The organism is Streptomyces sp. SM10 (genome assembly GCF_002910915.1).
Classification (GTDB): domain Bacteria; phylum Actinomycetota; class Actinomycetes; order Streptomycetales; family Streptomycetaceae; genus Streptomyces.
Genome location: NZ_NEUF01000068.1, coordinates 255,168 through 275,151, shown reverse-complemented (window position 1 = coordinate 275,151; position 19,984 = coordinate 255,168). Strand labels below are relative to the sequence as shown.

19 protein-coding genes and 1 pseudogene are annotated in these 19,984 nt (G+C 72.1%); 18 read left to right on the top strand and 2 right to left on the bottom strand.

Annotated features, from left to right (window positions below; translation table 11 throughout):
* Positions 1-153: 153 nt before the first annotated feature.
* The 14 genes and pseudogenes from B9S57_RS10190 to B9S57_RS36340 all read left to right on the top strand — a co-directional run bounded on the left by B9S57_RS10190 (position 154) and on the right by B9S57_RS36340 (position 13,307).
* On the top strand, positions 154-1,569 hold the full coding sequence (locus tag B9S57_RS10190; RefSeq protein WP_103515206.1) for an extracellular solute-binding protein: 1,416 nt from the start codon (positions 154-156) through the stop codon (positions 1,567-1,569).
* A gap of 88 nt (positions 1,570-1,657) precedes the next feature.
* Positions 1,658-2,620, top strand: a complete 963-nt coding sequence (locus B9S57_RS10185; protein WP_103515205.1) for a carbohydrate ABC transporter permease — start codon at positions 1,658-1,660, stop codon at positions 2,618-2,620.
* Positions 2,621-2,635: 15 nt separating this feature from the next.
* Positions 2,636-3,577, top strand: coding sequence for a carbohydrate ABC transporter permease (locus B9S57_RS10180; RefSeq protein WP_181011296.1), 942 nt, complete (start codon positions 2,636-2,638; stop codon positions 3,575-3,577).
* Positions 3,578-3,683: 106 nt separating this feature from the next.
* Positions 3,684-5,318 (top strand): glycoside hydrolase family 13 protein, encoded by a 1,635-nt coding sequence (locus B9S57_RS10175; RefSeq protein WP_103515204.1) that lies wholly within the window; start codon positions 3,684-3,686, stop codon positions 5,316-5,318.
* 32 nt (positions 5,319-5,350) lie between these two features.
* Complete coding sequence (locus B9S57_RS10170; RefSeq protein WP_103515203.1) at positions 5,351-5,668, top strand: cupin; 318 nt, start codon at positions 5,351-5,353, stop codon at positions 5,666-5,668.
* Positions 5,669-5,789: 121 nt separating this feature from the next.
* Entirely contained in the window at positions 5,790-6,701 is a 912-nt protein-coding gene (locus tag B9S57_RS10165; RefSeq protein ID WP_103515202.1) for a YihY/virulence factor BrkB family protein, read from the top strand.
* 5 nt (positions 6,702-6,706) lie between these two features.
* Positions 6,707-6,904, top strand: a pseudogene (locus B9S57_RS10160) (GNAT family N-acetyltransferase); the annotation flags it as partial.
* A gap of 5 nt (positions 6,905-6,909) precedes the next feature.
* On the top strand, positions 6,910-7,785 hold the full coding sequence (locus B9S57_RS10155; protein ID WP_103515201.1) for an ABC transporter substrate-binding protein: 876 nt from the start codon (positions 6,910-6,912) through the stop codon (positions 7,783-7,785).
* Positions 7,786-7,852: 67 nt separating this feature from the next.
* Positions 7,853-8,485 carry a helix-turn-helix domain-containing protein gene (locus tag B9S57_RS10150; protein WP_103515200.1) on the top strand — a complete coding sequence of 211 codons (633 nt, stop codon included), beginning with the start codon at positions 7,853-7,855 and terminating at the stop codon, positions 8,483-8,485.
* Positions 8,482-9,819, top strand: coding sequence for an MFS transporter (locus B9S57_RS10145; RefSeq protein WP_103515199.1), 1,338 nt, complete (start codon positions 8,482-8,484; stop codon positions 9,817-9,819). Before B9S57_RS10150 ends, B9S57_RS10145 begins: the two co-directional genes overlap by 4 nt.
* Before the next feature lie 101 nt (positions 9,820-9,920).
* Positions 9,921-10,169, top strand: coding sequence for a type B 50S ribosomal protein L31 (locus tag B9S57_RS10140; protein WP_103515198.1), 249 nt, complete (start codon positions 9,921-9,923; stop codon positions 10,167-10,169).
* A gap of 112 nt (positions 10,170-10,281) precedes the next feature.
* Positions 10,282-11,232 (top strand): carbohydrate kinase, encoded by a 951-nt coding sequence (locus B9S57_RS10135; RefSeq protein ID WP_103515197.1) that lies wholly within the window; start codon positions 10,282-10,284, stop codon positions 11,230-11,232.
* Positions 11,233-11,277: 45 nt separating this feature from the next.
* Positions 11,278-13,140 (top strand): acyl-CoA dehydrogenase, encoded by a 1,863-nt coding sequence (locus B9S57_RS10130; protein WP_103515196.1) that lies wholly within the window; start codon positions 11,278-11,280, stop codon positions 13,138-13,140.
* Positions 13,137-13,307 carry a hypothetical protein gene (locus B9S57_RS36340; protein WP_181011295.1) on the top strand — a complete coding sequence of 57 codons (171 nt, stop codon included), beginning with the start codon at positions 13,137-13,139 and terminating at the stop codon, positions 13,305-13,307. The genes B9S57_RS10130 and B9S57_RS36340 overlap by 4 nt, the downstream gene beginning before the upstream one ends.
* 230 nt (positions 13,308-13,537) lie before the next feature.
* On the opposite strand, the gene B9S57_RS10125 is transcribed toward B9S57_RS36340, so the two are convergent.
* Positions 13,538-14,581 (bottom strand): PRC and DUF2382 domain-containing protein, encoded by a 1,044-nt coding sequence (locus tag B9S57_RS10125; protein WP_103515195.1) that lies wholly within the window; start codon positions 14,579-14,581, stop codon positions 13,538-13,540.
* 336 nt (positions 14,582-14,917) lie between these two features.
* On the opposite strand from B9S57_RS10125, the gene B9S57_RS10120 reads away from it, so the two are divergent.
* Both B9S57_RS10120 and B9S57_RS10115 read left to right on the top strand, forming a co-directional pair.
* Complete coding sequence (locus B9S57_RS10120; protein ID WP_103515194.1) at positions 14,918-15,544, top strand: adenosylcobinamide amidohydrolase; 627 nt, start codon at positions 14,918-14,920, stop codon at positions 15,542-15,544.
* 46 nt (positions 15,545-15,590) lie between these two features.
* On the top strand, positions 15,591-16,493 hold the full coding sequence (locus tag B9S57_RS10115; protein ID WP_103515193.1) for an NAD(P)-dependent oxidoreductase: 903 nt from the start codon (positions 15,591-15,593) through the stop codon (positions 16,491-16,493).
* A gap of 113 nt (positions 16,494-16,606) precedes the next feature.
* On the opposite strand, the gene B9S57_RS10110 is transcribed toward B9S57_RS10115, so the two are convergent.
* Complete coding sequence (locus B9S57_RS10110; RefSeq protein ID WP_103515192.1) at positions 16,607-17,479, bottom strand: RNA polymerase sigma factor SigF; 873 nt, start codon at positions 17,477-17,479, stop codon at positions 16,607-16,609.
* Between the two features lie 384 nt (positions 17,480-17,863).
* Between B9S57_RS10110 and B9S57_RS10105 the strand changes: the two genes are divergently transcribed.
* Positions 17,864-18,706, top strand: a complete 843-nt coding sequence (locus B9S57_RS10105; RefSeq protein WP_103515191.1) for a GNAT family N-acetyltransferase — start codon at positions 17,864-17,866, stop codon at positions 18,704-18,706.
* A 24-nt stretch (positions 18,707-18,730) separates the two neighbouring features.
* A complete protein-coding gene (locus B9S57_RS10100; protein ID WP_103515190.1) occupies positions 18,731-19,939 on the top strand; it encodes a PP2C family protein-serine/threonine phosphatase in 1,209 nt (402 codons plus the stop codon).
* Positions 19,940-19,984 lie beyond the last annotated feature (45 nt).

Here is a 19,984-nt window from a genome sequence, read left to right as displayed (position 1 = left end):
CGACTGGACGCCTCCTCACCTACGGAGTGCTGTCAAACATTTTCTAAATCTGCGCGAGATATTGCGCTCACATGTTGCCGGTGGTTGAGTGTGCCGCGCCCCGGCAGACAGTCGGCCGAGGCCTCCCGTGCTCTTGCCCGAAGGGGACCACCGATGAGAAGTGCTGGCTTCCGCCGTAACCGCCGAGCCTCCGCGGCCGCCGTCGTCACCGCGCTCGCCCTGACCGCCCTCGCCTCCTGCGGCACGAGCAGCAGCGGCAGCGACGAGAAGGACAACTCCGGCAGCGGGTCGTCCGACCCGTCCGCCCCGCTCGACCCGAAGGCCAAGGTGACGCTGTCGATCGACTGCATGCCGCCGGCCGCCAAGGCCGCGGAGCTGCGCGAGTGGAACGAGGACATCAAGACGTTCAACAAGAAGTACCCGAACGTCAAGATCAACGGTAGGTCCACTCCCGGTCAGTGTCTGGAGCCGCCGCGCTTCACGGCCATGCTCAAGGGCAAGTCCCAGCCGGACGTGTTCTACGCGTACTTCACCGACCTCCAGCAGGTGCTGGACAACGACGGCGTCGAGGACATCTCCGCGTACGTCAACGACACGTCCGTCCCCGCGCTGAAGGACATCCAGCCCCAGGTCCTCGACGTCGCCCGCAAGGACGGCAAGCTCTACGCGCTGCCGACCAGCAACTACACCATGGGCCTCATGATCAACCGGAAGCTGTTCACGCAGGCCGGTCTGGACCCGGACACCCCGCCGGCCACCTGGGACGAGGTCCGGGCCGCGAGCAAGAAGATCGCCGCTCTCGGCAAGGGCATCGCCGGCTTCGGCGAGTACAGTGCCGGGAACAACGGCGGCTGGCACTTCACCGCCACGCAGTACGGCCTGGGCGGAGACGTCGTGGACGCGAGCGGCAAGAAGGCCGCGTTCAACGACGGCAAGGGCAAGCAGGTCCTCCAGCAGCTTCACGACATGCGCTGGGAGGACGACAGCATGGGCAAGACCCAGCTGCTGAAGTGGGGCGATCTGCAGAAGCAGATAGCGACCGACAAGCTCGGGATGTTCCTCGCCGCGCCCGACGACATCACCTACATGGTGCAGCAACTGGGGGCGAAGTACGAGAACTTCGGGCTCGGCCCGATCCCCGGCGCCGAGGGGACCCTCTTCGGCGGCAACAACTACATGATCAAGAAAGGCAGCTCGCCCGACAAGATCAAGGCCGCCGTCGCCTGGCTCAACTTCAAGAACCTGAGCCCCGGCAAGGGGCAGTTCGAGTGGGCCCGCACCAAGACGGACCAGCTGCCCGTCGGGCTGCCGCAGCCGAACTTCTTCACCGGCGAGAGCAAGACGAAGGACGACGCCGAACGCCTCGCCAACGCCACCATGCCCGTCGAGAACTTCAAGGCATTCATGGACAACCCCGTCCAGGGCAAGGCCGAGCCGCCGAAGGCCCAGGAGATCTACAAGATCCTCGACAACGCCATGTCCGGCGTCCTGACCAACAAGGACGCCGACATCGACAAGCTGCTCGACACCGCCGAGCAGCAGGTCAACCAGGTTCTGGCGAACCAGTAACGGACGTGCGGAGGCCGGGCCGGGCGGGCCCGGCCCCGCATCCGCACCGTCCGTCTGCGAGCGACTGCACCGGCACCGAGGAGAGACCATGTCGGCCCCCACCCTGTCCACCGGGAAGGCGAGCGCACCGCCACCCGGGCACCACCCGCGGCCCACCGGGCCGGACTCCGGCCGTGAGGAGTTCGTGCGCGCCCTGCGCCGCAACATCTCGGCGCACGGCTTCCTGATCGGAGCCGTCCTCTGTTTCTCCTTCTTCTCCTGGTATCCCATGGCCAGGGAGTTCGTCCTGGCCTTCCAGAAGACCGAGGACGGCACGACGACCTGGGCCGGCTGGTCCAACCTGAGCTACGTCTTCAACGACCCGGCGTTCTGGCAGGCATGGCGCAACACCCTGCTCTTCACCGTCCTGGCGCTCGTCCTGGGCTTCGCGGTCCCGTTCGTCGTCGCCGTCGTGCTCAACGAATTCCGGCACGCGCAGGGGTATCTGCGTCTCCTGGTGTACCTGCCGGTGATGCTGCCGCCGGTCGCCTCGGTCCTGCTCTTCAAGTACTTCTACGACCCCGGCTACGGACTCTTCAACCGCATCCTGGAACTCCTGCACCTGCCGGCACTGCAATGGCTCCAGGACCCCGACACCTCCATGCTCTCCGTCGTCATCGCCTCGACCTGGATGAACATGGGGGGAGCCACGCTCATCTACCTCGCCGCCCTCCAGGGCATCCCCGGCGAGCTGTACGAGGCGGCCGAGCTCGACGGCGCGGGACTGCTGCGCAAGATCTGGCACGTCACCATCCCGCAGACCCGGCTCATCCTGTCGCTCCTGCTGCTCATGCAGATCATCGCGACGATGCAGGTCTTCACCGAGCCCTTCCTGCTCACCAACGGCGCGGGCCCCGAGGGCTCCACCACGACCGTCGTCTACCTCATCTACCAGTACGCCTTCAACTTCAACAACTACGGCGGAGCGGCGGCCCTCGGCCTCCTCCTGCTGGTCGTCCTCGCGGGCTTCTCCGCGGTGTACGTACGCCTCAGCCGCAGCAGCGAAGACTAGGACGGGAGCACGACGATGGCATCGAACACGCTTGTGTCGCGGCGCGGACCCGGCCGGGCACGCCGCCGGGAGGCGGACGAGAGCCGCCAGCGGACCCTGATCTCACCCGCACAGCTCGGCCGGCCCCGGGGGAAGGTCCTCTACTGGATCATCTTCGCCGTGGTGGTGGCGGCCTTCACGCTCGCGTTCCTCGGCCCCCTGTACTGGATGGTCACCGGCGGACTCAAGACCACCCAGGAAGTGGTGCAGTCCCCTCCCAGCGCCTTCCCCTCCTCGGTCCACACGGAGAACTACTCCCGGGCGTGGACCGTGATGGGCCTGTCCAAACTCCTCTTCAACACCCTCTACTACGCCTTCGGGGCGCTGGCCTTCCAGCTGGTCCTCGACGTGGCGGCCGCCTACTCGCTGTCCAAGCTGCGGCCGATGTTCGGCAAGGTCATCCTCGGCATGATGCTCGCCACCCTGATGATCCCGGCGACCGTGCTCGTGGTCCCGCAGTACCTCACGGTCCTCGACGTGCCGATCTTTGAACGCAACCTGCTCAACTCGCCCTGGGCGATCTGGCTGCCCTCGGTCACCAACGCCTTCAACATCTTCCTGCTGAAGCGGTTCTTCGACTCGATCCCGGGCGAGCTCCTGGACGCGGCGGCCATCGACGGCGCCTCGCCCCTGCGCACCCTGCGCTCCATCATCCTGCCGATATCGAGACCGATCCTCGGCGTCGTCTCCATCTTCGCGGTCGTCGGAGTCTGGAAGGACTTCCTCTGGCCGATGCTCACCCTGCCCGACCCGGCCAAGCAGACCCTCAACGTCGGCATCTACTCGCTCTCCAACGGGGTCCCGCAGAACGTCCTCATCGCGGCGCTGACCATCGCGTCCGTCCCGACGCTGCTGATCTTCCTGCTCTTCCAGCGCAACATCATGAGCGGTCTCACCGCGGGCGGCCTGAAGGGCTGACGCACCCGCACCACCGCTCCCTCCAGCACTCCGCCGCCGGCCCTTCCACCGCACGCCCCGCGCCAGGGCCGGGGGCGGAGTACCTCCTGCCCGAAAGGAACGCCACGTGGCAGCCATCCGTCCGACCGAGGCCACCGCATCCTGGTGGCGCGACGCCGCCATCTACCAGATCTACGTACGCAGCTTCGCCGACGGCGACGGAGACGGCACCGGCGACCTCGCAGGAGTACGGGCCAGGCTGCCGTACCTGGTCGAACTGGGCGTCGACGCACTGTGGTTCACCCCCTGGTACCTCTCCCCGCTGGCCGACGGGGGCTACGACGTGGCCGACTACCGGGCCATCGACCCCGCCTTCGGCCACCTCGCCGAGGCGGAGAAGCTCATCGTGGAAGCCCGTGAGCTGGGCATCCGCACCATCATCGACATCGTCCCCAACCACGTCTCCGACCAGCACAGCTGGTTCCGGGCCGCGCTCGACGCCGCCCCCGGCAGCCCCGAGCGCGCGCTCTTCCACTTCCGGGAAGGGCGCGGCGACCACGGGGAGATCCCGCCCAACGACTGGGTCTCAGAATTCGGCGGCACCCCGTGGACCAGGATCGAGGACGGCCAGTGGTACCTCCACCTGTTCGCCCCCGGCCAGCCCGACCTCAACTGGGCGCACCCCGCGGTCCGCCAGGAGCACGAGGACGTCCTGCGCTTCTGGTTCGAACGGGGCGTGGCCGGGGTGCGGATCGACTCGGCGGCCCTGCTCGCCAAGGACCCTGCCCTGCCCGACTTCGTCAAGGACGTCGATCCCCACCCCTACGTCGACCGGGACGAGCTCCACGACATCTACCGCTCGTGGCGCGCCATCGCCGACACGTACGACGGCGTCTTCGTCGGCGAGGTCTGGCTCCCCGACTCCGAGCGCTTCGCCCGCTACCTGCGCCCCGACGAGCTGCACACCGCCTTCAACTTCAACTTCCTGGCCTGCCCCTGGGACGCCGGGCTGCTGCGCTCCGCGATCGACGACACGCTCGCCGAGCACGCACCGGTGGGAGCACCCGCCACCTGGGTGCTGTGCAACCACGACGTGACCCGCACGGTCACCCGCTACGGACGCGAGGCGACCGGCTTCGACTTCGCGGCCAAGGTCTTCGACACGCCCACCGACCTGGAGCTCGGCACCCGCAGGGCCCGGGCCGCCGCCCTGCTCTCCCTGGCACTGCCGGGCGCCGTCTACCTGTACCAGGGAGAGGAGCTCGGCCTGCCCGAGGCCGACATCCCGCGCGACCGGATCCAGGACCCGATGCACCTGCGCTCCGGCGGGATCGACCCGGGGCGCGACGGTTGCCGGGTCCCCCTGCCGTGGTCCGCCGCCGAGCCCCACGCGGGCTTCGGATCCACGGTCGACCCCTGGCTTCCCCAGCCGGCGTCATGGCCCTCGTACGCCGCCGACGAGCAGAGCGCCGATCCCGGCTCCATGCTCCGCCTGTACCGCGAGGCCCTGGGGCTGCGACGCGCCGGACCCGGCTTCGCCGCGGTCCCCGGCGAGAGCGCCGACGGACGGCTGAACTGGCTGCCCTCCTCCCCGGGCGTCCTCGCGTTCGCGCGGACCGAGGGCCTGATCTGTGTCGTCAACCTCTCGGGAAGCCCCGTGCCGCTCCCCGGCCACGAAGAGATCCTGCTGACCAGTGCCCCGCTGGACCCCGCGGGGCTGCTTCCCGACGACACGGCGGCCTGGCTGCGCGGCACGCGATAGCGGGGGAGCGGGGGCTGCGGCACAGTGGTCGTATGGACGATCTCAACGCTCTCGCCGACGAGCACCTGGCCGCGGCCCGCGCCCACGCCCACGGGCGCAGCGCACATCTGCTGCTGCGCCAGGAGCCACTGCGGCAGACGGTGATCGCGCTCACCGCGGGGTCCGCCCTGGACGAGCACAACGCGCCGCCCGCGGCGTCCCTCCAGGTGCTGCGCGGAGCCGTCCGGCTCACGGCGGGGTCCGGGGACGTGGACCTCGCGGCGGGCGGGCTGCACCCCATCCCCCAGGAGCGGCACGGGCTGCTGGCCCTGGAGGACTCGGTGGTGCTGCTCACCGCCGTCAACGACTGAGCCGACCTGGAGTACTCCGGCGGGACGGAGGCATGAGAGAAAGGGAGGCGGTACGCCGGGTCGCAGCTGTGCCCGGCGGCCCGACCGTCCGCCCCTTCCTACGTCCCCCCGGAGTATCCGCGTGTCCAGCAGGACCGACGACCCCGTCGCGGAACCGACCGCACCCCCGGCAGGGCGCGCCGCGCGGGGGAGGCGCTGGCGCACCGCTCTGCGCCGTACCCCCGTGTCGCTGTGGAACGACGACCTCTCCGACTGGGCGGCGGCGCTCACCTACTACGCGATCCTCGCGCTGCTCCCGGCGCTCCTGGTCACCGTCTCCGTCATCGGTCTGGCCACCCCCGGTGCGACCAACGCCCTGATCGCCGACATCACGGCCTTCGCGCCCGCCGAGTCGGGTGCGGCCCTGCGCAGGCCCCTGGAGGCGGCCACCCATGAGCGCACCGCCGTGTGGCTGCTCGTGGCCACCGGAAGCGTCAGCGCCGTCTGGTCGGCCTCCAGCTACCTCGCGGTCTTCCGCCGTGCGATGCACGCGATGCACCAGGTGAAGGACACCAGGCCCCCGCTGCGCCAGGCGCCCATCATCGTGGCCTCGGCCCTCGGGCTCCTCGTCCTGCTGATGTCGAGCGCCTTCGCCCTCGTGCTCACCGGCCCCCTGGCCCGCTGGCTGGGCCGCAGGGCCGGTCTCGCGCAGGCGGGCGAGACGCTTTGGGCGGGCCTCAAGTGGCCCGTGCTGCTCTGCCTGGCCGTCTGCCTCATCGTGGTCCTCTTCAACACCGGGCCGCGCTCCGCGAGGGGGCTGCGCCAAGGGCTGCCCGGGGGTGTCCTGGCCGCCTTCCTCTGGCTGATCGCGTCGGCCGGTTTCGCGCTCTACGCGACGCACATCGGCAGCTACAGCCGGCTGTACGGTTCGCTGGCCGGCCGGGTCGTCTTCCTGATCTGGATCTGGTTCACCAACCTGGCGCTCCTGACCGGAGCCCAGTTCAACGTCGAGCTGTCACGTACGGCCGGGACCCGGGGGAGCGAGGTGCCCTGACGTGCCTCCACCTGTCCATGCTCACCGCGAACTCCCCTGCCAGAGCGTTCTACGACCGGCTCGGCTTCGAGGTGATCGACGTTCCCGACCCCGGGCCCCTCACGTATCTGGGGCGGACCACGGAGGGTGTGGAGCCCGCGGGCTGGGCAGGTTGTGGAGTGCGAGCCCGGGAGAGGGCCAGGGCCGCCGGTTCGGAGGGGTGAGCGGCATGACCGAGGGCAGCGCGTGGAGCTTCGCGGACGACCGGGGCCGACTGGTGGCGGCGGACCGCCGGCCGTCCCGGGTGCTCGCGTACATCCAGGCGGGAGCGACGCTGTGGGACTACGGGATACGCCCGGAGGGCATCTTCGGCTCCGGACACGACGGGGCGGAGCCCGACCGCGCGAAGACGGGCACGCTCCCGCTGGACTCCGTGGACTACCGGGGCGCGGGTGACGACCTGGACGTGGACACGCTGTTACGGGGCAGGCCCGACCTGGTCGTCGCCGTCAGCTACGGCCACGGTCAGCTCTACGGGCTGGACCCGGACACCGCCAAGCACCTCGAGGAGAGCGTCCCCGTCGTCGTGATCGACGTGGGCCAGGCGCGCACCCTGGACCGGGTCGCCGAGCGGTTCGCCGAGCTCGCCCGCTCTCTCGGCGGCGCATCGGTCCCGGACGCGGCGGGTGACCTGCGCGCCGCCCGTGAGCGGCTCCGTGCCGCCGTGGGTGACCGCGGCCCCAGGGTGGTGGCCCTCTCGCCCGCGAGCCAGGAGGAGGCGTACGCCGCCCGGCCGCAGATGTGGCCCGAGCTGCGCGTCCTGGCCGAGCTGGGGGTCGATCTCGTCTCGCCGCCCGAGGGGGCGGGTGTCAACTGGGCCACCGTCGACTGGGCGGGCGTCGCTGCCCTGGAGCCCGGCATCGTCCTGACGGACATCCGGTCCAACGCGGTGCCGCTCGACGGAATCACCGCCCCCGCCTGGAGGGCGGCGGGCCGGAGTGCGCGGAGCGTGCCGTGGAATCCGGAACCCCTGTGCAGCCCACGGGCCCACGCGCTCTTCCTCACGCTCGTGGCCGAGGCGGTGGAGGAGGCGGCAGGGGGCTGAGCGGGTTTCCCAAAGAAATTCTGCAAAAACTATTTGGCAAAGTCCTCCGGCGCTCTAGGCTGCCGCCATGGACAACGACGCGTCGCACCGCGTACTCGATCCCGAGCGTGACTCGGCAGCCCTGAAGGCGCTCACCCACCCCCTGCGTCTGAGGCTGCTCGGCCTGCTGCGGCAGCACGGACCGGCCACCGCGAGCGAGCTGGCGGTCCGCACGGGGGAGTCGTCCGCCTCGACCAGCTACCACCTGCGGGTGCTGGCCAAGTACGCCTTCGTCGCCGAGGCCGAGCACCGCGACGGACGTGAGCGCCGCTGGAAGGCCGTCCACTCCGTCACCACGACGAGCAGCGCCGCCATGCTGGCCACTCCGGCGGGCCGGTCCATGCTCGTCCTGGGCAGGCGCCGCCAGATCGAGCACCTCCAGGAGACGCTGGACCGGCACGAGGCGGACATCGAGGCGGGCCGGCTCGGTGAGGAGTGGCACGACTCCTCGGGGATCGACGACCTCATGCCCCGGCTCACGCCCGAGTCCCTCCGCGAGCTCCAGGACACGATCCGCGCCAAGGTGGCCGAGCTGACCGGCCGCGACGAGCACGACCCCCGGGCCGAGCGCGTCGTGCTGCTCACCGCCGGACTCCCGCTGGCCCGCACCGGACCGGGCGAACCCGCGGGCGACGCCTCCGGCACCGGAACCGCCACGTGACCGGGACACAGGGCGCCCGGACGGACACCGCGCTCACCGAACAGGCCGCCGTCCGCAGATTCGTCACGGTGTCGTTCCTCTTCTGGCTGCCGGCGGGCCTCGGGCTGGCTCCCATGGTGCTGCTGCTCACCGAGCGTGGCCTGACCCTCGCCGCCGTCGCCGCGGCCTACGCCGCCCACTCCCTGACCGTGGCCGCCCTCGAACTCCCCACCGGCGGTCTCTCCGACGTCATCGGCCGCCGCACCGTCCTCGCCGGTGCCGGGACACTCAACGCCTGCGCCCTCGTGCTCATCGCCCTCGGCACGACGCCCTGGGTGATCGTCCCGGGCATGGCCCTCATGGGGGCGGGCCGCGCCCTGTCCAGCGGCCCCGCCGAAGCCTGGTACGTCGACACCGTGCACGCTCACGCCGGCCCCGGCGCGGACCTGCGCACCGGTCTGGCGCGCGGCAGCGCCGCGTCGTCCGGCGCCATCGCGCTCGGCGTGCTCCTCGGCGGCGGGATGCCGTGGCTGCTCGGCCTCGGCACCGACCCGGGGGAGCGCCTGCGGACCCTCACCTCGGACCTCGTCCTGCCGCTGTCCGTCCCCGTGCTGCTCGGCGCGGCCGTCCACGTCGTCTTCGTCTTCTACGTCCTGAGCGCCCTGACCGAGACTCCTCGCCCCGCCGCCACCCTGCGCGGTGTCCTGCGAGGTGTTCCCGGAGCCATCGGCGCGGGACTGCGGCTCGGGGCCGGGGACGCGCTGATCCGCCGCATCCTGATGACCACGGGCGCCGCAGGCACGGCGCTCGCGGCGCTCGAACTCCTCACCCCGGGCCGCGCCGCCGAGACCACGGGGTCCCCCGAGTCCGGCGCGGTGCTCTTCGCCGGGCTCGCCGCGGCCGGGTTCGTCTGCTCCGCGGCAGGCAGCAGGCTGGCGCCGCTGGTCGCACGGCTCGCGGGGGACGGCGAGCGCGCGATCATGGTGAGCTTCGGGGCGAGCACGGCAGGTCTGCTGGCCCTCGCCGCCACGGTGGGCGCCACCGGCGTGTTCCCGGCGGCCGTGGCCACCGCCGGTTACGGACTGGTGTACCTGGGCCTCGGCGCCGCCGGCCCCAGCGAGAACGAGCTTCTGCACCGCCGGGTCGACACCTCGGGCAGGGCGACCGCCCTCTCCGTGCAGTCGCTGGCCCAGCAGCTCCTCGGGGCGGCGGCCGGCGTCGTCATCGGCGTACTCCCCGCGGGCCCCCTGCCCTGGCTCCTGGGCGCCGTCGTGCTCCTGGCGGGGACGCTGCTCTGGGCCCGTCGCACCCTGGCCACCCCGTCGGCGGATCCGGCCGCCGGGAGCGCCGGCTGACCCCCTGCTCCGTACGGACGCCCCCGGATCGCGCGGGACCCCGTCCTTGGCGAGGCTGGCCGGAGCCGGGACGCGAGATCCCCGTACCTCCAGGAGCAGACATGCAACAGGACAAGCACCCGTCGTACCGTCCCGTGGTCTTCCGCGACCGCTCCGCCGGGTACGCCTTCCTGACCAGGTCCACCGCGTCGAGCGAGCAGACGATCGACTGGGACGACGGCAACAGCTACCCGGTCATCGACGTGGAGATCTCCGCCGAGAGCCACCCGTTCTTCACCGGCAAGGCCAGGGTGGTCGACACGGAGGGCCAGGTCGCCAAGTTCGAGAAGCGCTACGGCGAGGAGGCCTGAGCCCCGGGTCTCCTCGGCTCACCGCGCACGGTGCAGAATCGGCGGAACCGCGTCACCGCCGGCCGTGCCCCACCGGGCACGTCCGCCCGCCCCCTCCAGGAGACCCGCGCCCATGCCCGAGAGCCCCGCCCTGCTGGTCATCGGCGAATGCGTCGCCGACGTCGTCAGGCAGCCGGGCGCGCCCGACCGGATCCACCCCGGCGGCAGCCCCGCCAACGTCGCGTACGGCCTGGCCAGGCTCGGGCGGGGCACCACCCTGATCACCCAGCTCGGCCCCGACTCCTACGGGCGCCTGATCGAGGACCACCTGGCCTCGGCCGGCGTGCGGGTCCTGACGGACGGGAGCGGAGCGCCCACCCCGGTGGCCACGGTCGACCTCGACGACGCGGGCAGCGCCGCGTACACCTTCGAGATCACCTGGACGCTCGGCCCGGTGGGGCAGCCGGCCAAGCCGCCCCAGCACGTCCACACCGGGTCCGTCGCCACCGTCCTGGAGCCCGGCGCGGACACGGTCCTCGACCTCGTCCGCTCCCTCGGTACGAACGCCACCGTCAGCTACGACCCCAATGTGCGGCCCGCGCTGATGGGGGACCGGACCCGGGCCGTGCGCAGGGCGGAGCGCTGTGCCGCGCTCAGCGATGTGGTCAAGGCCAGCGACGAGGACCTGCGCTGGCTGTACCCGGACGACGAGCCGGAGGAGGCCGCCGAGCGGTGGCTGCGCTCCGGTCCGGCGGTCGTCCTGCTCACCCGGGGGGCGGGAGGCGCGCTCGCCTTCCTGCCCGGAGCGACGGTGGGCATCGGCGCACCGCCGGTCCAGGTCGCGGACACGGTGGGCGCGGGCGACGCCTTCATGTCCGGCGCCCTGCACGCCCTGGCCGCACACGGACTGCTCGGAGCACGGGGCCGCGCGCGGCTGCGCACCCTGGACACCACCGTGCTGGGCGACGTACTGCGTCACGCCGCGGCGTCGGCGGCCGTGACCGTCGGGAGAACCGGTGCGCTGCCTCCCGACGCGCAGGAGCTGGCGGCCGCCCTGGCCGGTGTGCCGGGCCCGGAGCGGTAGGGCGTCCAGGGTGTCCTCGCCCGTACCGCGGTCGTTGATTTCGTTATGACCGTGCCCCTTACCGACACCGTCCCACCGTCCACCGTCGAACAGCTGACCGGCGTCCTTCTCGGTCCGGAATTCCGCCACGAACACGGATTCTGGCAGCGGCTGATCAGCACAGAACCGTTCCGCCGCCCCGCCGGCGGAACGCCCGAAGAGCGACTGGAACTCGCCTACGACCGGTTGCGGATCCTCAACCACTGCCTCGACAGCGGTGCCCGCCTCGCCTCCGACCCCCGCGCGCTGGCCGCCCTGCACGCCTGGCTCGGCCCGGTGGACCCCGCACTGACCACCGTGGCGGGCATCCACTACAACCTCTTCCTCGGCACCCTCCTCGACCACGGCTGCGTGGGCCGCCGCGATCTGTCGGACTACCTGACGATGCGGCGTATCGGCACCTACCTCTGTACGGAGGTGGCGCACGGCAACAACGCCGCTGCCATGGAGACCACCGCGACGTACGACCGCGAACGGGACGGCTTCGTCCTGCACACCCCGAACGCGGGCGCCCAGAAGTTCATGCCCAACACCAGCCCGGCGGGCGGGGCCAAGTCCGGACTGGTCGCCGCACGTCTGGTCGCCGACGGCGGCGACCACGGCGTGCGCCTCTTCCTGGTGCCGCTCACCGATGACGTACGACCGCTCCCCGGCATCCGGGTGCGGCGTCTCCCCGCCCGCATGGGCAGCCCCGTCGACCACTGCCTGACCTCGTTCGACCGGCTGTTCGTGGAGCGGGACGCCCTGCTGGGACCTGGCGAGCCGGGCGACGTCCAGGCTGAGTTCCGCACCGGGCCCGGGGACAGACGGCGGCGGTTCCTGACCTCGATCGGGCGGGTCACCCCCGGCCGTATCTCCATGAGCGCCTGCGCCGCCGGTTCGGCCCGCGCGACCCTGGCGGTCGCCGTCCGCTACGGCGGTCACCGGGTCATCTCCGGGACCCGGGGCGCCCCGCCGGTGCCGGTCGAGGCCCACCGGACCCACCACGGGCCCCTCGCCTCGGCCATGGCCACGGTCTTCGCCATGAGCCTGCTCTCCCGCAGGGCTCAGGAGCGGTGGGAGGCATGCACCGACGAGGTGGGTCGGTCGGAGGCCGCCGGACTCGTCGACGTGGCCAAGGCGTGGATCACCTGGCGGGCCCGTGAGGTCATCGTCGAGAGCCGTGAACGCTGCGGTGCGCAGGCACTGCTGGAGAACAACGGCATGACGGAACTCGTCACGGGCGTCGAAGGGGCCATCACGGCGGAGGGCGACAACATCGCCCTGTACGCGAAGGCGGCGGCCGACATGCTCTTCGCCGCCGTCCCCGGCGGCGATGACGGTCCCGACCGGGACCAGCGCCCCGGTGACCTGGCCGACCCCCGCTTCCTGGGCCGGCTCCTCGCCTCGGTCCAGGACATCTGGTTCGCCCGCGCCAGGGAGCGTGTGCTGCGCACCCCCGACGCCGACGCCGACGCCGACGCCCTCGGACGCTGGAACGCGGCCTCGGGACCCGCCCTTCGCGGGGTCGAGGCCTATGCCTACCGACAGGCGGCCGAGGCCTACGCGGAAGCCCGCGCCGCGCTCCCCGAGGGAGCCGCCAGGGACCGGCTCGGCGAGCTGGAGCGGCTGTTCGCCGTCGAGTGGGTGGCCCGCAACAGCGGCGATCTGCTCGCCCGGGGCCTCCTGAGCGGTGATCAGGTCGACGCGCTGGCCGAGAGCAGGGAGGAGCTGATCGCGGCCGTCGCCACCCACGCCCGGGAGCTCGCGGACTCCTTCGCCCTTCCCGAGGAACTGCTCGCCGACTGGCCGATCGCCGGACCCGGCTACGCGGACGCGTACGACGATCCCCGGGGCCGCTGGCACGACTCCCCGGCAAACGCCCGATGAGTACCGTACGCAGGAGCCGGGCCCTGCGCGGCCGGCTCGGGGAGCGCCTGGAGGTCCTGGGACTGCGCGCCGTCCTGCTGGCCTACTGGGGCACGGCGTCCGTGCTGGCCCGACGGAGCGGGAGTCCCCCTGCCGACGGCGGCGAATCGGTTCGTCACAGGCGCTGACGGCCCTGGCGGACCGCCGGGCGGAGGGGTGAGGCGGGCACGCCCTCGCGCCGGCCGGTCCCGAGGCCGTCGCCGCGACGCGTGACTGCCCCGGAGCTCGACGCGTGACTGCCCGGAGAAGGACGGATCCCACGGTCCCGCGCGTCGCCGGGAAGACGAAAGGGCGGGCCCGTGAGCACCCGGGTCCGCCCCTCGTCACTCATGCGGCCTTCCGCCGCTGCCGGAGGGGGTCAGCGACGACGTCCCTGGCCGAACTCGCCGCCCATGTCCTTGTCGCTGCCCATGTCCTTGCCGTCCGCGTAGTCGATCTTCTCCTTGCGGAGCTCGGCGGAGACTTCCTTCTGCTCGGTGACCCTGCTGGTCTCCAGACGGACCCGTTCCACCGGGACCGCCTCCTTGCTGACGGTGGCTCGTTCGGCGTGCAGGGTGACTTCGACGTCCTGCTCGCCGAGTTCGCTCCGCCCCTTCGTGCCAGCTCCCTTCTCACCGGGCTGCAGAGGCTCGCGTACCACGCGCACCTCCTCGTGGGACACGGGCACCGTCCGGGTGACGTTCTCCGTCACCACGTACTTGTGCAGGCGTGCCCTTCCGCTCTCGTACTCCTCGGTGCCGACCTGGAGCTGCTCCTCGGACCGGATCATCTCCTCCCGGCCTCCGGCGCCCGTGGCGGACCGCTCGGCTCCGGCTCCCGCGAGCGGGCGCGACGTGGAGGACGTCTCCGTGTCGCGGTGCCTGCCCGCACCGGCGGAGCCTGCGGCGCCCATGCCCGCGCCGGCACCTGCGGTGCTCATGCCGGCCTTGTCGCCGGTCGCCTTCGCCTGGCCGGTCGAGGTGGTGCGGGCGGTTCCGGCGGCACCGGCTGCCCCGGCCGCACCCGCGGCACCCATGGCCGCCGTTCCGGTCCCGGACGTCGTGCGCGCGTCCCCGCCCGCACCGGCGTTGCCGGTTGCCTTCCTGGTCATGCCGTAGTGCCGGTAGAGCTCCTCCTCCTCCGATACGGAGAGGTGCGCGTCCGCGTCCACCCGAGGGGCGTCCTTGACGCGGTCCTTGGGATGCGAGACGTGCAGGTCGGAGCCCACGCGGCGGGCACCGGCAAGCGGTACGAAGCTCTCCTTCATGCCGAACATGCCGGTCTTGACCGTGATCCAGTCGGGCTTGCCGGTGTCGTCGTCGACGTACACCCGCCCCACTGTCCCGGCCTTCTCCCCGTCGCTGTCGTAGACGGTCAGACCGTCGAGTTCTCCGGAATCCGTGAAACCGTCAGCGGCTCCCATGGCCGATTCCTCCTCGCCCGGGCGCGTCCTGCGGTTGGATCCAGCAGGGGAGGCGCGTCCGGATTCCATCGCGCCTCACCCGGTTGGACGCTGCAACTTCCCGTCTGGGGCGGTGGAGGGCGCAGGACACCGGGGAGGGGCGGTGGCCCCGCCCCACGCGGATATACGCCCGCCACACGCGTTACGCCATTCGGGTGAGCACTCGCCCGGGTGCGCCCGACGTGCGGCGGTGCCCCGCCCGTATGATCGACGCGCCTGTGCCGACCGTCGGCAGGCCTGTCACGGGGGTGCGCCATCGGATCCGCAGGCATCCGGCTGCCCCGGCAGCACGGCGAACTGCTCGCCCGGCAGGAGGACGGCGCCGGGCTGCACCATCTCGTCTGGCGGCTGGGCCCCGGCTGGCGGGTGTGCAGCAGCGCCGTGCTCGGCGGTGGTATCGGCCCGCGCCACTGGATCCTGAACGCCCAGGTGCCCGGCGGCTATCCCCGGCTGGACCCCGACCGGCACCTCGCGGAGATCGCGGCGGCCGAGGCGCTCGACGGCCCGGGGGCCGGTCTGATGACCGCCGCCGACGTGACCGCGTACACCCTCGCCGACGACGGCGGGGTCACCGCGACCGTCACCAGCGGCCTCGGCGTACGGGGGTGGGCCGCCGCCCCGGCCGAGGGCGCCGACGGCGTGCCGCTCCCGGGCACCGTCAACATCGTCGCCGTCCTCCCCGTGGCGCTCTCCGACGCCGCTCTGGTCAACGCGGTGGCCACGGCCACCGAAGCGAAGGTCCAAGCCCTCCTGGACGCCGGACTCGACTGCTCCGGCACGCCGACGGACGCCGTGTGCGTCGCGGCGCCCGACCCGGCGGGGCGGCCTGGCGAACCCTTCGCGGGGCCGCGTTCGCGGTGGGGTGCGCGACTCGCCAGAGCCGTGCACCACGCTGTTCTGGAGAGCGCGCTGCCGCAGTCTTGAAGCACCACGGTCCCGAGACCGCCCCGCCCCGACGAAGGGAAGCCCCATGACCACCGCACCCCTGTCCACCGGAACACCGGCCGTCGCGGTCCTCGGCGCCGGGATCATGGGATCGGGGATGGCCCGCAGCCTTCTCAGGGAACGGATCCCCGTCCGGGTCTGGAACCGCACGCGCTCCAGGGCCGAGCCCCTGGCCGGCCACGGCGCCACCGTGACGGACACGGCCGAGGAAGCCGTACGCGGAGCCGATGTCGTCCTCACCGCGCTGAACGACGGCCCGTCCGTGGAGCAGACGCTCACCGCCGCCGCCCCCGGGCTGCGCCCGGGGCAGGTCTGGCTGCAGTGCTCCACCGTCGGCCTCGCCGCCACCACCGACCTCGTCCACCGGGCGGCCGGCCTGGGGCTCGTCTACCTCGACGCGCCGCTCTCCGGTACGAAGCAGCCCGCCGAACAGGGCTCACTCACGGTGTTCGTCTCCGGCCCGTCGGCTGCCCGCGCCACCGTGCTGCCGGTCCTGGAGGCCATCGGGCAGCGCACCGTATGGGTCGGGGAAGAACCCGGAGCCGCCACCCGGCTCAAGCTCGTCGCGAACACCTGGGTGATCAACATGGTCAACGGGGTGGCCGAGTGCCTCAATCTCGCCGAAGGGCTCGGGCTCGACCCGCAGCTGTTCCTGGACGCGATGAAGGGCGGCCCCCTGGACACGCCGTACCTCCAGGGCAAGTCCGCCGCGGTGCTCTCCGGCGACCTCAGCCCGAGCTTCGCGCTCTCCACCGCGCTCAAGGACTCCCGGCTGATCCTCGAAGCGGCCGAGGCAGCGGGAGTGAGGCTCGATCTCGTCGCCGCCTCCACCGAGCGGTTCACCCGGGCCGAGGCGGCCGGACACGGCGACGAGGACATGATCGCCACGTACTACGCCGGCCGTCCCGCCCGGGATGCCACGTCCTGATCAGGCCGCGAGCCCCGGCCGGTCCGGCCGTGGTCACCGGGCGCCGCGATGCCCTCGCGACGGAGCGCGCCGGGCCGCACCCCGCGGGGTCCGGTACGGCGCGTTCCGTGTGTTCAGTCCTCGGTGAGCATCCCGCTGCGCAGCTTGCGCAGGATGCGGCTCAACAGCCGGGAGACATGCATCTGCGAGATGCCGAGCTCCTCGCCGATCTGTGCCTGCGTCAGCTCCTGGCCGAACCGCATGTCGATGATGCGGCGCTCACGTGTGTCGAGGCCGCCCAGCAGCGGGGCCAGCGTATGGAGGTTCTCGACCGCCTCCATCGCGGGGTCGGGCTCACCCAGCACGTCGGCGTAGGTGCGCGCGCCCGGCGCCCGGCCCACCGGGTCCGCCGAGTCCGTCGGCATGTCGAGCGATCCGGCCGTGTAGCCGTTGGCCGCGACGATGCCCTCGGTGATCTCCCCCTCCTCGAGACCGAGGTCCTCGGCGAGCTCCCGCACCGTCGGATCCCGGTCGAGGTCGGCGGCCAGCCGCTCCTTGGCCTTCGCGAGGTCCACCCGCAACTCCTGCAGCCTCCGCGGCACGTGGACGGACCAGGTGGTGTCGCGGAAGAAGCGCTTGATCTCGCCGACGATGTACGGCACGGCGAACGAGGTGAACTCCACCTCGCGGGAGAGGTCGAAGCGGTCGATGGCCTTGATCAGGCCGATGGTGCCCACCTGGACGATGTCCTCCATGTCGCCGCTGCCCCGGTTGCGGAAGCGGCCTGCGGCGAACCGCACGAGTGAGAGGTTCATCTCGATCAGGGTGTTGCGCGCGTACTGGTGCTCGGGAGTGCCCTCCTCGAGGACCTGGAGGCGGTCGAAGAAGAGCCTGGACAGCTTCCGCGCGTCCTGCGGGGCGATCCGCCCGGCATCCTCGATCCAGGGAAGACCGACCGGAGCGTCTGCTCGTTCCGCACCGGCGGTCTGTGCAGTGTGCACGGTCATCCCGTCACGCTCCTCAGGTTGCATGCCGTGAGGTGTAGGCGCCTGCCCGGTGGGCCGCAACTCATGCATGAGAAGGCCGATTTGAGCCACATCGATGACGGCATTGGCCGAAAAGTGCGGCGAAGGCCCTCGGTGGCCGTGACGGCGGAGCCCGCACGGGCGCGGGAGCGCACAGAACCGCCCCACCGGTACGGGGGAGCCCGGTGGGGCGGCCGTCTCCAGAGTGCCACAGCCCGAGGCCCGTTGGGGCCGTTCCCGCGCGGTCCCCGGCACCGACTTCGTTCGCGGCTCGGTGAACGGAACGCCGACCTGGGAATACGCGCGGGGCCGATCAGCCTTCCATCCCTGTCGCCGACAGCCGATTCGACCGGAGTGAGAGAGTCCATGCCCGAGGTCACGCCTCTGCCCACGAACGCGTCCCCGCAGGGGTCCACGGACCCGTCCCCGTCGTGGGTGTCCGGCCCCGGTGCGGCGATCGAGGCGGCCCATCCCCTGGACAACCCCGTCCGCGCCTCGCTGACCGGTCCGCACGCCCACTTCGCCGAGGGCCGCGGCCGCATCCTGCGCTACCGCCCCGACGTCACCCCCTGGCTCGCCCTGCCGGACGAGCCCGACGCCCAGGACTGGGCCGACGTCGCCGCCCTCGCAGGTCCCGGGGCGTCCGTCACCCTCACCGCCTTCCGCGAGCCCCCGCCGGCCGGCTGGGAGGTCGTCTTCCATGCCGAGGGCGTCCAACTCGTCGACGGCTCGGTGGACGCCGCCCCCGACCCCGAAGCGCGGCTCCTGGGGCCGTCCGACGTGCCGGAGATGCTCGACCTGGTCGAGCGCACCCGCCCCGGCCCGTTCCTGCCGGGCACCGTGGAGCTCGGCACGTATCTCGGTATCCGCCGCTCCGGTGTCCTGGTCGCGATGGCGGGGGAGAGGCTGCACCCGACCGGCTGGACCGAGATCAGCGGCGTGTGCACCGACGGCTCCGTACGCGGCCAGGGACTCGCTTCGCGCCTCGTCAGGGCCGTCGCCCACGGCATCAGGGAGCGGGGCGAGACACCCTTCCTGCACGCCGCGGCATCGAACACCTCGGCCGTCCGGCTCTACGAATCCCTCGGCTTCGTCCTGCGCCGCAGGACCTCCTTCCTCTCGGCGCTCGTCCCGTTGCGCGCCGAGGGGCACATCCACGCCAGGACCGGGGACCACGGGACGGGTAGCTTGGAACAGGTGGGGCGATAGCGACGAAGATGCGGGAGGCCTGCCGTGGTCATGGGACTCCGGCGCCCGTCGGCGCCGCCCAGGGAACCACTGCCCGGAGCCGATCCGGCCGAGACGGTGGCGGGCGACACCCGGATCGGGAGCTGGGCGCTCGCCCTGTGGGTCCTTCTCCTGACCGCCGCGGTGGTGCTCCTGGACGTCTTCACCGGCACTGAGCTCCCGCTGATCCCGCTCATGGTCGTCCTGCCCGCGCTGGCGTCCGTCTTCTGCACGGTTCGGCAGACCACCGGTGTGGCCGTATGGGTCACTCTCGTCGTCGTCGGGTCCCGGATCGCCTTGACCGGGGCCTTCTGGGACGTGGCCTTCCTCATCGGCTTCACCGCGCTCGCCAGCGGCCTGGGCGTCGTGGCCTGTGCCGCGCGCATCCGGCACGCCAACGAGGTGGCGAGGCTCCGCTCGGCGGCCGTCGCGCTGCAGCGCCAGATCCTGCGCCCGCTCCCCGTCGTCACGAGGCAGGTCTGTGCCCACGGCCTCTACGAGCCGATCGAGGAGGACCGCTTCGTCGGCGGTGACATCTACGAGGTCGTGCAGTCGCCCCACGGAACCCGGGTGATCATCGGTGATGTGCAGGGCAAGGGCCTGCCCGCGATCGGTGTCGGTTTCGCCGCGCTCGGCGCGTTCAGGGAGGCGGCGGTGAGGGAGCCCGACCTCACCGCGGTCGCCGACGCGGTCGAGGACGCGGTCGTCCGTCACAACGGCTTCTCCGCGGAGACCGGCGAGACCGAACGCTTCGTCACCGCCCTGCTGCTGGGTTTCGACGACGGCGACCGGGTGCAGGTGGTCAACTGCGGCCACCTGCCGCCCCGTCTCCTGCACGGGGGTACGGCCTCGGCGGTCGCTCTGGACCGGACGTCCGTCCCTCTGGGGATGGCCGCGCTCGGCGGAGAGGCGCGCACCGCCGAGCGGGTCGGGTTCCCGCCGGGCGCCGATCTGATGGTCTTCACCGACGGGGTGACCGAGGCACGCGACGCCGACGGCGCCTTCTACCCGTTCGACGAACGGGTCGGCCGGTGGGTGGGGCAGGAACCGGACGACCTCCTGGACGCGCTCCGGGCCGACCTGGAGACGTTCACCGGCGGAGTGCGCCGCGACGACGTCGCCGTGCTCGTCCTGAGCAGGCCACCGGCCGGAGAGAAGGCCGCCGGGTCTCCCGGGGACGCCGGGACGCAGCAGACGCAGGGCCCTGCGACGTGACACCGGGAGGCGGCGCGCCCCGCCCGGACGGGCCCGGACTCCGCA

Bases quoted from the DNA above. Each gene is read 5' to 3' on its own strand.
- B9S57_RS10130 (WP_103515196.1), top strand. From the start codon at position 11,278: ATGACCGTGCCCCTTACCGACACCGTCCCACCGTCCACCGTCGAACAG.
- B9S57_RS10115 (WP_103515193.1), top strand. From the start codon at position 15,591: ATGACCACCGCACCCCTGTCCACCGGAACACCGGCCGTCGCGGTCCTC.
- B9S57_RS10185 (WP_103515205.1), top strand. From the start codon at position 1,658: ATGTCGGCCCCCACCCTGTCCACCGGGAAGGCGAGCGCACCGCCACCC.
- B9S57_RS10180 (WP_181011296.1), top strand. From the start codon at position 2,636: ATGGCATCGAACACGCTTGTGTCGCGGCGCGGACCCGGCCGGGCACGC.
- B9S57_RS10140 (WP_103515198.1), top strand. From the start codon at position 9,921: ATGCAACAGGACAAGCACCCGTCGTACCGTCCCGTGGTCTTCCGCGAC.
- B9S57_RS10125 (WP_103515195.1), bottom strand. From the start codon at position 14,581: ATGGGAGCCGCTGACGGTTTCACGGATTCCGGAGAACTCGACGGTCTG.
- B9S57_RS10190 (WP_103515206.1), top strand. From the start codon at position 154: ATGAGAAGTGCTGGCTTCCGCCGTAACCGCCGAGCCTCCGCGGCCGCC.
- B9S57_RS36340 (WP_181011295.1), top strand. From the start codon at position 13,137: ATGAGTACCGTACGCAGGAGCCGGGCCCTGCGCGGCCGGCTCGGGGAG.
- B9S57_RS10135 (WP_103515197.1), top strand. From the start codon at position 10,282: ATGCCCGAGAGCCCCGCCCTGCTGGTCATCGGCGAATGCGTCGCCGAC.
- B9S57_RS10155 (WP_103515201.1), top strand. From the start codon at position 6,910: ATGACCGAGGGCAGCGCGTGGAGCTTCGCGGACGACCGGGGCCGACTG.
- B9S57_RS10110 (WP_103515192.1), bottom strand. From the start codon at position 17,479: ATGACCGTGCACACTGCACAGACCGCCGGTGCGGAACGAGCAGACGCT.
- B9S57_RS10170 (WP_103515203.1), top strand. From the start codon at position 5,351: ATGGACGATCTCAACGCTCTCGCCGACGAGCACCTGGCCGCGGCCCGC.
- B9S57_RS10150 (WP_103515200.1), top strand. From the start codon at position 7,853: ATGGACAACGACGCGTCGCACCGCGTACTCGATCCCGAGCGTGACTCG.
- B9S57_RS10105 (WP_103515191.1), top strand. From the start codon at position 17,864: ATGCCCGAGGTCACGCCTCTGCCCACGAACGCGTCCCCGCAGGGGTCC.